Origin of the sequence: Bacillus sp. FSL R5-0397 (assembly GCF_038593395.1) — a bacterium.
Taxonomy (GTDB): Bacteria; Bacillota; Bacilli; order Bacillales; family Bacillaceae; genus Bacillus; species Bacillus altitudinis.
In genome coordinates this window covers 1,957,087-1,970,983 of record NZ_CP151992.1, presented here as the reverse complement: position 1 = coordinate 1,970,983, position 13,897 = coordinate 1,957,087, and the positions used below count along the sequence as shown (strand labels likewise).

The 13,897-nt window shown below is 40.7% G+C and carries 15 protein-coding genes; 12 read left to right on the top strand and 3 right to left on the bottom strand.

Annotated elements, in window-relative coordinates:
* Positions 1–202: 202 nt before the first annotated feature.
* Positions 203–1,111: a homoserine O-succinyltransferase gene (gene metA / locus NSQ70_RS09910; RefSeq protein WP_342502137.1), complete on the bottom strand. Its 909-nt coding sequence runs from the start codon at positions 1,109–1,111 to the stop codon at positions 203–205.
* A 138-nt stretch (positions 1,112–1,249) separates the two neighbouring features.
* Here metA and NSQ70_RS09905 point away from each other — a divergent pair, with 138 nt between their 5' ends.
* The 12 genes from NSQ70_RS09905 to NSQ70_RS09850 all read left to right on the top strand — a co-directional run bounded on the left by NSQ70_RS09905 (position 1,250) and on the right by NSQ70_RS09850 (position 12,104).
* Entirely contained in the window at positions 1,250–2,932 is a 1,683-nt protein-coding gene (locus tag NSQ70_RS09905; RefSeq protein ID WP_326378871.1) for a formate--tetrahydrofolate ligase, read from the top strand.
* 74 nt (positions 2,933–3,006) lie between these two features.
* Entirely contained in the window at positions 3,007–3,489 is a 483-nt protein-coding gene (locus tag NSQ70_RS09900) for a glutathione peroxidase (RefSeq protein WP_007500827.1), read from the top strand.
* A 2-nt stretch (positions 3,490–3,491) separates the two neighbouring features.
* Entirely contained in the window at positions 3,492–4,115 is a 624-nt protein-coding gene (locus tag NSQ70_RS09895) for an HD domain-containing protein (protein WP_144665659.1), read from the top strand.
* Between the two features lie 30 nt (positions 4,116–4,145).
* Entirely contained in the window at positions 4,146–5,285 is a 1,140-nt protein-coding gene (locus tag NSQ70_RS09890; protein WP_017367471.1) for a conserved virulence factor C family protein, read from the top strand.
* Positions 5,286–5,595: 310 nt separating this feature from the next.
* Positions 5,596–7,272 (top strand): dihydroxy-acid dehydratase, encoded by a 1,677-nt coding sequence (ilvD, locus tag NSQ70_RS09885; RefSeq protein ID WP_007500822.1) that lies wholly within the window; start codon positions 5,596–5,598, stop codon positions 7,270–7,272.
* 81 nt (positions 7,273–7,353) lie between these two features.
* Entirely contained in the window at positions 7,354–7,788 is a 435-nt protein-coding gene (locus tag NSQ70_RS09880) for a BrxA/BrxB family bacilliredoxin (protein WP_008346384.1), read from the top strand.
* A 65-nt stretch (positions 7,789–7,853) separates the two neighbouring features.
* The gene (locus tag NSQ70_RS09875) at positions 7,854–8,651 is read left to right on the top strand and encodes a class I SAM-dependent methyltransferase (RefSeq protein ID WP_284725381.1); all 798 of its coding nucleotides are present in this window, start codon (positions 7,854–7,856) and stop codon (positions 8,649–8,651) included.
* A 266-nt stretch (positions 8,652–8,917) separates the two neighbouring features.
* Positions 8,918–9,535, top strand: coding sequence for a YpjP family protein (locus tag NSQ70_RS09870; RefSeq protein WP_024718552.1), 618 nt, complete (start codon positions 8,918–8,920; stop codon positions 9,533–9,535).
* 18 nt (positions 9,536–9,553) lie between these two features.
* Positions 9,554–10,081, top strand: coding sequence for a phosphatidylglycerophosphatase A (locus NSQ70_RS09865; protein WP_008346387.1), 528 nt, complete (start codon positions 9,554–9,556; stop codon positions 10,079–10,081).
* A gap of 100 nt (positions 10,082–10,181) precedes the next feature.
* Positions 10,182–10,976, top strand: a complete 795-nt coding sequence (locus NSQ70_RS09860; protein WP_017367468.1) for a thymidylate synthase — start codon at positions 10,182–10,184, stop codon at positions 10,974–10,976.
* Entirely contained in the window at positions 10,973–11,461 is a 489-nt protein-coding gene (folA, locus tag NSQ70_RS09855) for a type 3 dihydrofolate reductase (protein WP_041507056.1), read from the top strand. The genes NSQ70_RS09860 and folA overlap by 4 nt, the downstream gene beginning before the upstream one ends.
* A gap of 19 nt (positions 11,462–11,480) precedes the next feature.
* On the top strand, positions 11,481–12,104 hold the full coding sequence (locus NSQ70_RS09850; protein WP_342502136.1) for a 1-acyl-sn-glycerol-3-phosphate acyltransferase: 624 nt from the start codon (positions 11,481–11,483) through the stop codon (positions 12,102–12,104).
* A gap of 38 nt (positions 12,105–12,142) precedes the next feature.
* Here NSQ70_RS09850 and NSQ70_RS09845 read toward each other — a convergent pair whose 3' ends face one another.
* Together NSQ70_RS09845 and NSQ70_RS09840 are read right to left on the bottom strand one after the other, a co-directional pair.
* Entirely contained in the window at positions 12,143–12,778 is a 636-nt protein-coding gene (locus NSQ70_RS09845) for a hemolysin III family protein (protein WP_039165595.1), read from the bottom strand.
* Positions 12,779–12,791: 13 nt separating this feature from the next.
* The gene (locus tag NSQ70_RS09840; protein ID WP_024718555.1) at positions 12,792–13,760 is read right to left on the bottom strand and encodes a sigma 54-interacting transcriptional regulator; all 969 of its coding nucleotides are present in this window, start codon (positions 13,758–13,760) and stop codon (positions 12,792–12,794) included.
* Between the last annotated feature and the right edge of the window lie 137 nt (positions 13,761–13,897).

The window sequence follows — 13,897 nt, the reverse complement described above, 5'->3', positions numbered from 1 at the left end:
CAACAACAAAACTTCGTACGAAACTATAAATCTCATAGGTCTACATATACATAAAGATAACATATAAACAGCGAGAGCATATCATTCGTTACGAAAGAATTAAACTAATTTTAAAAAACAAACAGACTAAATTGATAATGGAAGACAGAGCCATTTGTATTTTAACACATTTTAAGCATTTATCATCAGACTACAGTCTATTTTATTCCCACACATATGGTGTTTCTTGATAAACATAGTAATTAAGCCAATTCATAAACAGCAAAGTGGCATGGGCTTTCCAGCGGTTCACTGGGACTAATGTGTCTCCATCTTCTATAAAATAGTGGACGGGTTTTTTGACTGTATCATGTTTCAACAAATCTCTTTCATATTCCTGCTTCAATGTATCTGTATCGTATTCAGGATGTCCAGTTAAAAATACTTGTTTATCATCATCTGAAACAATTAAACAAACACCAGCTTCCTCAGACGTGCTCAATACTTTTAGATTCGGCGTGTTTTTTAATTGTTCTGTATTAATATCTGTATGCCTAGAATGTGGGACATAGTATACTTCATCGAAACCTCTTACTAATCTTTCTTTTTTCTCTTTGACAAGATGCTCAAAAACACCGAATTTTTTCTCTGGAAGCTTGATTTTTTCAATGTCATAATGATGATAAAGACCAGCCTGTGCCCCCCAGCATATATGGAGAGTAGACGTCACATTCGTTTTACTCCAGTCCAAAATGTCCTGCAGTTCTTTCCAATAGGAAACTTCTTCGAAAGCTAAATGCTCAATTGGTGCACCTGTAATGATCATGCCATCAAATTTTTTATGGCGAATCGAGTCAAAGGTCGTATAAAATTCATCTAGATGCTCTCTCGATGTATTCTTCGGTGTATGTGTACTTGGAATCAAAAATGTAAAATACACTTGCAAAGGAGAATTTCCGAGCATTCTCAGCAGCTGCGTTTCAGTTTGTATTTTTTTTGGCATTAAATTTAAGATCACGATATTCAAAGGACGGATATCTTGTTTGAATGCCCTTGTCTCATCCATGACGAAAATGTTTTCGCTCTCTAGTATTTGTTTTGCCGGCAGATGAACTGGTATGTTAATAGGCAACTCGCCACCCCCTGAACCAAAGCTAATTTCACTTCATTATAGGAACTTTCTGGCGATATTTCAATGTTTCAATTATGTTACAATGAAAAATAGAGCAAAAAAGAAAGCTGTTTCTGTCAAAAAAGGAGGCCATTAATCATGATCACAAAGCATTTATCAGATATTGACATTGCCCAAAAGGCAAAGCTGAGACCGATTCAAGACATCGCAGCAAAATTACAAATACATGACGAAGAATTAGAATGCTATGGTTTCACAAAAGCGAAAATATCTTTGACTATTTTTGACCGTTTAAAGGAACAAAAAGAAGGAAATGTGATTCTTGTGACTTCGATCAACCCAACGCCAGCAGGTGAGGGGAAGTCCACCGTAACAGTTGGCCTCGGTCAAGCCTTCGAGAAAATTGGGAAAAAAGCGATCATTGCCATGCGTGAACCTTCACTAGGTCCCACAATGGGTATTAAAGGCGGTGCAGCTGGCGGCGGATATTCACAGGTGTTGCCTATGGAAGAAATCAATCTTCATTTCACAGGGGATTTTCATGCGATTACATCTGCACATAACGCTTTATCTGCTTTTATTGATAATCATATCCATCACGGAAATGAGCTTGGGATCGACGCACGCCGAATTGTATGGAAACGAGTGTTAGATTTAAACGATCGTGCTCTAAGACAAGTGGTTGTAGGACTTGGCGGTCAATTAAATGGGTACCCTAGAGAAGATGGGTTTGATATTACGGTTGCATCCGAAATGATGGCCATCCTCTGTTTAGCAGACGACTTAAACGATCTAAAAAAACGTCTTTCTTCTATTGTTGTTGCCTACAATCAAGAAGGTGAACCGGTCACAGTTGGAAATCTAGGATATGAAGGCGTATTAACCTTGCTTTTAAAAGATGCGCTGAAACCAAACCTTGTTCAAACGATTGAAGGAACTCCAGCCCTTGTTCATGGTGGTCCTTTTGCCAATATTGCACATGGATGCAATAGTTTAATTGCCACAAAAATGGCGGCAAAACTAGCAGATTACGTTGTAACAGAAGCGGGATTTGGTGCAGACCTCGGCGCGGAAAAATTTCTTCACATCAAAACAAGAGCCGGTGATTTTAAACCAGGCGCTGTTGTCATTGTAGCAACTGTCAGGGCGCTAAAAATGCATGGCGGAATGCAGAAAACAGAGCTCAAGGAAGCAAATGCACAGGCTGTATTAGAAGGTATACATAATTTAGAGAAGCATATTGAAACAGTGCAAGCCTTCGGTCTACCATACATCGTTGCAGTGAACCGTTTTATTACCGATACAAAAGAAGAAATTCAAGCAATAGAAAACTGGTGCGAAACGAATGGACATCCAGTCAAAGCCGTCAATGTATGGGAAGAAGGGGGAGCTGGCGGCGTAGCACTTGCCGAAGAGCTCACGACACTCATTGAAAAGAATGAAAACAGCTTTTCTTATTTATATGAGGAGCAAGATTCCATTGAAGAAAAGTTGTCAAAAGTCGCCAAAGTGGTTTATGGTGCAGACGGCATCAACCTTACATCAAAAGCAAGAAAGCAGCTAGCTGCAATTGAGAAAAATGGCTGGGCCCATTTGCCGGTTTGTATGGCAAAAACGCAATATTCACTATCGGATGATCCGGCTTTAATCGGCAGACCAAAAGGCTTCACCGTTACGATTCGGGAGTTAAAACCATCTGTAGGAGCAGGTTTTATCATTGCACTAACGGGAAGCATCCTGACCATGCCAGGTCTCCCTAAAAAACCTGCGGCACTTGAGATGGATTTATTAGAAGACGGCAGTGTGACTGGACTCTTTTAGCAGGAAGCATAAAAAGCGATTTTCTAAAAGAAGCATGTTACGATAGGAAAAAGTGAATCCTAGGAGGCTATGAGATGTCAATTTATGATATTCAGGTCAAGACCATTAACGGTCAGGAAAAATCAATGGCAGATTACAAAGGGAAAGTACTGATCATCGTGAACACAGCGAGCAAATGTGGACTGACCCCTCAATTTAAACAATTACAAGAGTTATACGATCAATATCATGAAAAGGGCCTTGAAATTTTAGGATTTCCGTGCAATCAATTTATGAATCAAGAGCCAGAAGGGGAAGAAGCAATTCAAGAATTCTGTTCGTTAAACTATGGTGTGACCTTCCCGATGTTTGCAAAAGTAGATGTCAATGGTGACAATGCGCATCCGCTTTTCAAATACTTAACGAGTCATGCGAAAGGTGTGCTTGGTACAAAAACGGTGAAATGGAATTTTACAAAATTTATCGTTGACCAAAACGGAGAAGTGACTGAACGATTCTCTCCTAAAACACCACCAAAAGAATTAGAAAGCTCCATTATCGCTCTTTTGGAGAAATAAGCATGTATTCGAGTAAGCAGCAAGAACAATTGGAGGCAGCTGCCTCCTTTGTTTCAAAACAGCTAAAGAATGAACCGACTGGACACGATGAAGCTCATATCAATCGTGTTCGCCAGCTTGCCGTCCATATTGCACAACAGGAGGGCGGGGCGCTTTTTGTCATTGAAATGGCAGCGATTGTCCATGATGTAATTGATGACAAGCTGTCTAGTGAATGGAAGCTTTCACCGCATGATCTCAAGCAGCAGCTCCTTTTGTGGGAAGTGGACACGCGAGATATTCGCTATATCATGGATATCATTACAACGATGTCTTTTCGTCACCGGCATATGCAGCATAAGCCAGTGACATTAGAAGGGGCCATTGTTCAAGATGCAGATCGACTGGATGCGATAGGTGCAACTGGGATTGCAAGGGTGTTTACATATGCCGGTGCAAAAGGGGAGCCTCACTATACAGAGGGTGCTCACCAAGGCACAGTACTTTTGCATATGCAAGAAAAGCTGCTTCAATTAAAAGACTTGATGAACACACGTGCTGGAAAGCAGCTGGCTCATGAGCGACATGAGTTTATGTGTCTATTTATTAAGACATGGAAAGAAGAATGCGGCCTTACAGATGAGTAGGGTCTTTATGTGTGTAAGGAGGATGTATAGATGAAAATAACTGCCATAGAACCAACGCCAAGCCCGAATACAATGAAAGTCATTTTGACAGAAGCGCTTGCAGGCGGTAAAAGCAATAACTACAAAAAAGATCAAAAAGACGAAGCGCCAGAGATGATTAAGCGCATTTTAACCATTGAAGGTGTAAAAGGTGTTTACCATGTAGCTGATTTCTTAGCGGTTGAGCGCAATGCGAAATTTGACTGGCAAGGTATTTTACAGCAAGTCAGAGAAGCCTTTGGACAAGAAACAGAAGGGCTTCAGGGAGAATCGCAGTCAGGTGATGACACATTTGGAGAAGTCAAAGTGTTTGTTCAAATGTTTAATGGGATTCCGATGCAGGTGAAGCTGACAGACGGTGAAAGAGAAGAACGATTTGGAATGCCTGAACGTTTCCAGGCAGCGATTTTAAAGCTAAGAAGCAGTTCAGATAATGTTGTATTTGAACGTGTGTGGAAAGAACATGGCGTACGTTTTGGAGAATTCGCTGATATCGGTCAAGAAGTCACAGAAGAGCTGCAAGCTGCATATGACGACGAGCGTTTATCCCGTTTAACAGAGGCAGTGAAGGAAGGTCAAGAGGCTGTAGATAAACAAGTGAACCGAAAAGCATATGATGTGACAGAAGAGATGCTGCGCGATGAAGATTGGAAGAAACGTTTTGCTCATTTAGAGCAAATGCAGCCAGAGAAAAAAGATATACCTGTTTTAATGAAAGCGATGGAGGATCCAAAAACATCGATTCGCAGACAAGCTGTTGTGAATGCTGGCATGATTGAAGATCCAGCCATTTTGCCTATTTTGTATAAAGGGCTTGAAGATAAAACAGTGACAGTTAGAAGAACTGCAGGAGATTGTATTTCGGATCTTGGTGATCCTAGTGCGATTGAAGCGATGATCCAAGCCTTAAAGGACCCAAGTAAGCTTGTCCGCTGGCGTGCGGCCATGTTCCTTTATGAAGAAGGTGACGAAACAGCACTAGAAGCTTTAAAAGAAGCGGAGCAGGACCCTGAATTTGAAGTCAGTCTTCAAGTAAAAATGGCCATCGAACGAATTGAGCACGGAGAAGAAGCAAAAGGCTCTGTGTGGAAGCAAATGACAGAAAGTAGAAAAAATGCATCAGAATCATAAGAAAGACGAGCAGGCTGCCAATAAAAGGCAGCTTGTTTTCTGAAAATGGCTTTTTTATTGGCAGAAAAATTTTTTTAGAAAAATTATTTTGAATATTGTTGAAATATGAGAAAAAACTCTATATAGTAGTACCAATATAGAATATTGGAGGTCAGATTTTATGACACAATCCTTGCTGAGCACTTGCTTCAGCAGAGAAATCAGTCACTATCTATTATAGGTGGCTAAATAAACAGAAAATTTGTAAAATAAAATGAACTCAAAATCATACAGTCAACAAGACTAGTAGTATAGGAGGCTTTTTAAACAGATGGCAGAACTTCGCAGTAATATGATTAAACAAGGAATTGACAGAGCACCTCACCGAAGCTTACTAAGAGCAGCTGGGGTAAAAGATGAGGATTTTGGCAAACCGTTTATTGCCGTATGTAATTCCTATATTGATATTGTCCCAGGGCATGTCCATCTTCAGGAATTCGGAAAAATTGTGAAAGAAGCCATTCGTGAAGCTGGCGGTGTTCCATTTGAATTCAATACAATTGGGGTAGATGATGGTATTGCGATGGGGCATATTGGGATGAGATATTCATTGCCAAGCCGTGAAATCATTGCTGATTCAGTAGAGACCGTGGTGTCTGCACACTGGTTTGATGGCATGGTTTGTATTCCTAACTGTGATAAAATCACGCCAGGTATGATGATGGCTGCCATGCGTGTGAATATCCCAACTGTATTTGTCAGTGGTGGACCGATGGAAGCTGGTAGAACAAGTGATGGCAGAAAAATTTCTCTTTCTTCTGTCTTTGAAGGCGTAGGCGCATACCAATCAGGGAAAATTAATGAAGAGGAATTAAACGAATTAGAGCAATTTGGCTGTCCAACATGCGGATCTTGCTCTGGTATGTTTACAGCAAACTCAATGAACTGTTTAGCAGAGGCGCTAGGGATTGCTCTTCCTGGAAATGGAACCATTTTGGCGACTTCACCAGAACGAAGAGAATTTGCGAAGAAGTCAGCAAAACAATTGATGGAGCTGATCAAAAAAGACATTAAACCACGTGATATTGTCACTGAAAAAGCGATTGATAACGCATTTGCTTTAGATATGGCACTTGGTGGTTCAACCAATACAGTTCTTCATACATTGGCGATTGCAAATGAAGCAGGCGTTGAATATTCACTTGAGCGTATCAATGAAGTCGCAGAACGTGTGCCTCATTTATCGAAACTTGCTCCAGCTTCAGATGTTTATATTGAAGATTTACATGAAGCTGGCGGAGTGACCGCTGCACTAAATGAATTGTCCAAAAAAGAGGGGGCTCTTCATTTAGATACCATGACCGTCACAGCGAAAACGTTAGGCGAGAACATCGCGGGGCATGAGGTAAAAGATTATAACGTCATTTATCCAATTGACAAGCCATTTACTGAAAAGGGCGGTTTAGCCGTTTTATTTGGAAACCTTGCGCCAGATGGAGCGATCATTAAAACAGGCGGTGTACAAGACGGCATCACACGTCATGAAGGACCTGCGATCGTATTTGAATCCCAAGAGGAAGCACTTGAAGGAATCATTAATCGAAAAGTAGAAGCAGGACATGTTGTCATTATTCGTTATGAAGGACCTAAAGGCGGTCCAGGCATGCCTGAAATGCTTGCACCAACTTCACAAATTGTTGGAATGGGACTTGGTCCAAAGGTTGCTTTAATTACAGACGGACGATTCTCCGGTGCTTCTCGCGGATTGTCTATTGGACACGTCTCTCCAGAGGCAGCAGAAGGCGGCCCGCTTGCCTTTGTTGAAAATGGTGATCATGTCGTTGTCGATATCGAAAAACGCATTTTAAGCGTAGATGTCCCGGAAGAAGAATGGGAAAAAAGAAAAGCAAACTGGAAAGGCTTTGAGCCAAAAGTAAAAACAGGTTACCTTGCCAGATACTCAAAACTTGTGACATCAGCCAATACAGGCGGAATCATGAAAATTTAATGTGAAATTGAACATTTGAAAATTGGCTCTCTCTATAGTATCCTTTATTCACAACATAAGGATTATAGAGGGGGCTTTTTTATGTCAATGGCATATGAAGAATATATGCGTCAGCTCGTCGTACCAATGCGCCAAGAACTGACAAGTGCAGGGTTTCAAGAATTGACGACTGAAGAAGAAGTAGAAAAAACGATGCAGGAAGCAGAAGGAACAACATTTGTTGTCGTCAATTCCGTATGCGGATGTGCTGCCGGTTTAGCACGCCCTGCTGCTACTCAAGCTGTTATGAAAGCAGAAAAAGCACCAGATCGAATGGTGACGGTCTTTGCTGGTCAGGACCGGGAAGCAACGGCTAAAATGAGAGAATACTTCACAGGTGAGGAGCCATCTTCTCCATCTATGGCACTTTTAAAAGGAAATGAACTCGTTCATTTTATCCCGCGTGACGAAATTGAAGGTCATGAAATGGAAGATATTATGAAGAACGTCTTATCTGCATTTGAAAAACATTGCTAATACAAATGTTGAAATGTCCTGTGATCCATCAGGGCATTTTTTCTTGATTATGATGGAGGAACGTCATGCTCATTACAACAAGCTTTAGAGCAAATGAACAAACAATTGAAACGGCAAAGGCCCTTGCAAAGGACTTGCATGGTGAGTATATCGAGCGGCGCAAACAATCTGTCAAACAGCTTGCGATCAAGCGGGGGGATGTACTGGTTGTTGGGAAAGAACGATTTGAATGGTATCAGCCAAATGGTGAAAAGTTCTTTTTCCATCCAAGCTCAGCGATGTTTAGGGTGAAGCGGGTTCTGCGAGGGGAAAAAGATCCATTAATAGAAGCAGCACAATTAAAGCCGGGCGATTCCTTTTTAGATTGTACGCTTGGCTTAGGATCTGATGCGATTACCGCAAGCTGCGCTACAGGAGCCAATGGAAAAGTGGCCGGTATTGAAAAAAATCCAATGACGGCATTGCTTGTTCGAGAAGGACTCAGCACATGGGAAACGGGTGTGAAAGAGGCAGACGAAGCGATGAAACGGATATCTGTCATCAGCGGGGATAGTATTGAGCAGTTAAAGAAGCTCCCTGATCGATCCTATGATATCGTCTATTTTGACCCAATGTTTGAAGAAACCATACAAGAGTCTGCTAGTATGATGCCGCTTCGTCATGCAGCTGAGCATCATTTTGACCATGAAACCGCTGTGAAAGAAGCAATGAGAGTGGCTAGAAAAAGAGTGGTTTTAAAAGATCATTGGAAAAGCACACGATTTACCACTGATTCCTATCAATTTCAGGTGATGAAACGTAAAACCGCCCAATTCCATTACGGATATATCTCAATAGAAGAAGACAAATCAACAAAAATTTAATCACTCTTAACAATTAAAAAAGCCCTATTTCAGGGCTTTTAATCGGTGATCTCCATATAGACAAAATAAAATAACGTCAGCAAGGAAGCTGTGATGAAAAACCCTTCAAGCATATCCATTCCTCCCAAATTTTAGTCGTCGTTACTGTCATTGTAAACGTTTTATCATGAAAAAGAAAGTCTCAACTCAATGACCGAATTGAATGACTGAAAATTCATTATATGCTAGAATAGCAGTATGATAACTTATGGAAGGAATTAGATATCATGAAAATGTGGATGAGAAAAACGCTCGTTGCACTCTTTACGATTGCGACTTTTGGTTTAATCTCTCCTCCATCAGCTTTGATGACAGACAAGCCATCTGAACTTTCTTCATCTGATAAATCACCTTATACAGCAGTTTATGATACATCAGATGATACGCGCAGCTGGGAATTATCGCAAGAAGACAACAAAGAGCGGGTAGACCCCTTTGAGCAATATAAGCAAGAGGTTCTATCAAGTGCAGAAAACCAATCCTTTCTCAAATTTGGTCGTAAAATCACACCTGTCATTGAGGACGAGTATAGAGAAGAGATTCAACCAAAAATTGAACAAGTGTTAACCGACTTTTTAACAAATTTCAAAGATGACGAAAAATTTCAAGATGTTGTTTTAACTGATCAGCCTTCAAGCGGAAATGGGGAAAAAATCTTCCACATTTATAATAGAAAGACTGGAGAAGATTTGCTTCGTTTTCATGTCAGGAGAGATCAGCCGCCTCACAGCGGATATTGGTTTAACTTTCACTACCATACAGCAGAAGATGGATTCCAGACGCATCATGAACTCGGTAATATTTACTGGGATAAAAACACCCCGCCGAGCTGGATGAGCCACTAGAAGGAGATGTCATGCCAATTGAAAAAGTATACAATGAACGAAATGGTTCGCATTACAAAACAGATGTTAAACGAGCGTGGAGTAAAAATAGAAGATATTGCACACATTGTGCTGAAACTCCAAGAGAAATACAACCCAAATCTTCCACTTAGTGTCTGCATTGAAAATGTTGAAAAAGTGCTGAATAAAAGGGAAATTGTCCACGCAGTTTTGACAGGACTTGCTCTTGATCAGCTGGCAGAAAAAAAGCTTTTGCCAGAACCTTTGCAGCATTTAGTTGAAACAGATGAACCGCTATATGGAATTGATGAGATTATTCCGCTTTCCATTGTCAATGTATATGGATCAATCGGTTTGACCAACTTCGGTTATCTAGACAAAGAGAAATTTGGTATTATTAGAGAATTAGATGAAGGTCGTCCTGGTGAAGTACACACCTTCCTCGATGACCTTGTCGCTGCGCTTGCCGCTGCAGCAGCAAGTCGCATAGCTCACTCTCACCAAGATATTAAGGACGAAGAGCAGGATCGAGTGAATCAAGCATAAAAAAAACATGTCTGCTCATCTTGCAGACATGTTTTTTTGGTTTCAACAAAAGCAGAAATAAGGTAAACTACAACAAGAACATAAATAAAGGATGAAAAAAATGAAACAATACAAAGAGTTATGCCGTCATGTATTACAGCACGGGGATGAAAAAGGTGACAGAACAGGAACAGGCACTATCAGCACGTTCGGTTACCAAATGAGATTTGATTTACAGGAAGGGTTTCCTTTATTAACAACAAAGAAATTACACCTGAAATCAATCATTCATGAGTTACTGTGGTTTTTAAAAGGTGATACAAATGTCAAATATCTTCAAGAAAATGGTGTCCGTATTTGGAATGAATGGGCAGATGAAAATGGAGAGCTAGGGCGTGTGTATGGTGCGCAGTGGAGATCATGGGCGAGTGGAGACGGAGAGACAGTAGATCAGATCAGCAAGCTGATCCATGATATTGAGAATCATCCTAATTCGAGAAGATTGATTGTCAGTGCGTGGAATCCAGGAGAAATTGATCAGATGGCGCTGCCTCCTTGTCATTGCTTGTTTCAATTTTACGTATCAAACGGTAAATTATCGTGCCAGCTCTATCAACGTTCGGCAGATATCTTTTTAGGTGTGCCTTTCAATATTGCTTCGTATGCACTTCTAACGATGATGATTGCCAAAGTGACAAACCTTGAGCCAGGAGAGTTTATTCATACGCTAGGAGATGCTCATATTTATCAAAATCATCTTCCGCAGGTCAAAATGCAGTTAGAGCGTGAGGAGCGCACACTTCCGCAGCTTCGCATCACTAGAGATGTCAAAAGTATTTTTGATTTTACGTTTGATGATTTTGTGCTTGAGAACTATGATCCACATCCGCATATTAAAGGAGAAGTCAGTGTATGATTTCCATGATAGTGGCGACAGGAAAAGACAGAGTCATTGGCAAAGATAATCAAATGCCTTGGCATTTACCCGCTGATTTAGCGTATTTTAAAAAAGTCACAAGTGGCCATACCATTGTCATGGGCAGAAAAACGTTTGAATCAATTGGACGAGCACTGCCTAACCGCCGGAATATCGTGTTAACCACAAGTTCTTCTTTTCAAGCTGAAGGATGCGAGGTAGTTCATTCAATCGATGATATTTTAAACATTGCGAAGACCGAGGAAGAATTATTGATCATTGGCGGGTCTAAGCTGTATGAGGAAATGATGCCATACGCAGATCGTCTATATATCACGCACATCCATCATTCATTTGAAGGCGACCGTTTCTTCCCTTATTACGATGAAGAGAATTGGACGATTGTATCACGTGAAAAAGGCCATCGTGACGAAAAGAACCCCTACAATTATGAATTTGTCGTCTATGACAGAAAAGAAGGATAAGTGAGTAGGAGGAGTACGGTTGTTTCGTTATTGGTTTTTAACGATTTATGTTGTTGTATCCTTTTTTAAAAGTATAAGGCATTTGTATGATCATGAATTAACAGATCCACGCATTTCCTATACGAAACGAATGCATCTCATCCATGAGCATGCAAAAAGGTTTGCCAGAGGGTGTATTGATCAATCAGGATCGGTCATGACCATTCATCAGCAAAAAAAGCTGCCAGATGGTCCTGTTATTTATGTCACAGAAGCACATCACCCAGTGACGACGACATTGCTGATTGGTCACTTAGAGAAGCCATTTGCTTTTATGGCAAAACCGAATCTGTTTCGCTATCCCATCTTAAAACAATGGTTGAAGAAGATGGCGGTGATCAAGCAGAATCAATCTGATGAGGCGTTATTAGAAGAAGCAAGAGAAAGAGTTCTATCTGGCCAGAGTCTGTTGCTTTCTGAACAGTATCGTGTCATGGCAGAAACGCTTGCTGAAGAATGTAACTGCTCACTTGTTCCGGTTGAAACAAGCGGCACAGACCGTCTTTTAACAGGGAAGATCGTCAAAAGACTTCGTCCAGTTAATGTCGATATCCATATAAAAGCACCGGTCAAGATGAGTGATTACGCACAAAAGCGCGCATAGAAAAAACCAGCATCCGAATGTGGATGCTGGTTTTTTGATCATGCTGGGATGTTGACACAATAAAATAGAATGCAGAAGAACATGGATGCACTTCCGCCGAGAACAAAGCTGTGCCAAATCGCATGATGATAGGGAATTTTCCGCCAAATATAAAAGATCGTTCCGACTGAATACAAAATACCGCCTAATAGTAAGAGGCTGAATCCAGCTCCTGTTAATTGAACGTACAGAGGTTTAATTGCGATAATAATCATCCAGCCCATTAATAAATAAACAAGGGTGGATACAATGATAAACCGTTTGACGAAAAAGATTTTAAAAACGATACCGCCTGCAGCAAGCGCCCATACGATTGCAAGAAGAGTATAGCCAAGTGCGCCTTTTAATGGGCCAAGCAAAAATGGCGTATATGTACCAGCAATCAATACATAAATCGCAGAGTGATCAAGGATTTCGAATACATCTTTTGTTTTTTTGTGCCGAATGCTATGAAGCAAAGTAGAGCTTAAATAAAGCAGCAGCATCGACGCGCCAAATATCGAAAAGCTAATAATGTCAGTGACAGTACCGTATTGAACAGCGAATAAAACGAGAAAAACAATGGCGGGAATGGATAAAATGACGCCAATGCCATGTGTAATTGCGTTGGCAATTTCTTCTTTTACAGTAAACAATGGATGTCCTCCTTTATTGAACCGGTATATAACCATCAAGCGACTTCAGAAATGAGAGACCTTCAAGTGTAATCTTCGTTCCAGCTCTGCCTTTCCCTTTCGTCACATAGGCTTTTTTCTCAAGATCATCTAATCGACTCCTGACTTGCTGAGGGGTCAGCGGGATGTCGCCTTGTTTGCTTAACTCAGACAAGATACGCCTGCTGGCTGCTTCTCCTTTTTCATTTAGAGACTTAATGGCTTCGAGTAAGAAAACAAATTCTTGTTTCTCCATAAGCGTGAGCTGGTGTTCTTCTTTTTTTCCTTTACCAGCTGTTTGTTGAGGTAATAATACAAAAGGTGGCAAGTGATGCAAGAAAACTGTTTGCCCTTCGAGGATCGCAGCTGCATAATGAACGATATTTTTGAGCTCCTGGACATTCCCTTCAAACGAATATTGCTGTAAGACTTCCCACACACTTGAGTCGATATCAGGCGTCATGTTCAGTTCTTGAAAGAAAGCAGCGGTTAAAATAGGAATATCTGTTTTTCGATCTTCTAAAGGCGGGAGAGGGATATGAAGCACATTGAGCCGATAAAACAGCTCAGGTAAAAAACTGGACGAAACGCTCATCGCCTCTAATGATAAAGACGAAGAAGCAATGATTTTTGTTGCAGGAGAATCTTCGAGAAAACGAATGACCTGATGCTGCATAGGAATACTGAGTGCGCTGACTTCGTCTAAATAAAGCACATGATTTGCCGCATGAGTAAATGCTTCCTGCAAAGTCACTTCATCTACAATGGGGCAATAGATATATTTCATCGAAGCCTGCGCAGCAAATGAATGGGCCATTTCTTGTGCAAAGCGTGATTTGCCTGTTCCAATTTCACCTGTGATCAACACAGGCTGATCGTTTTTCGTGAATTGTTTTGCCAAATGAATGGCGTGTTTTATATCTTGGTGTTCTCCATATATATTAGCAAACGGATGTGTGGTCATCGAGCGATTCCTTTCTTTTGGTTCTAATTGGTTTTATTATAACACCCAATTAGAACAAATGTATAGAAAAACGAAAAAGTTCATGAAATTTATCTCCGATCCATGATCTATTGGTTTATTTTTTGAATATTCATGTT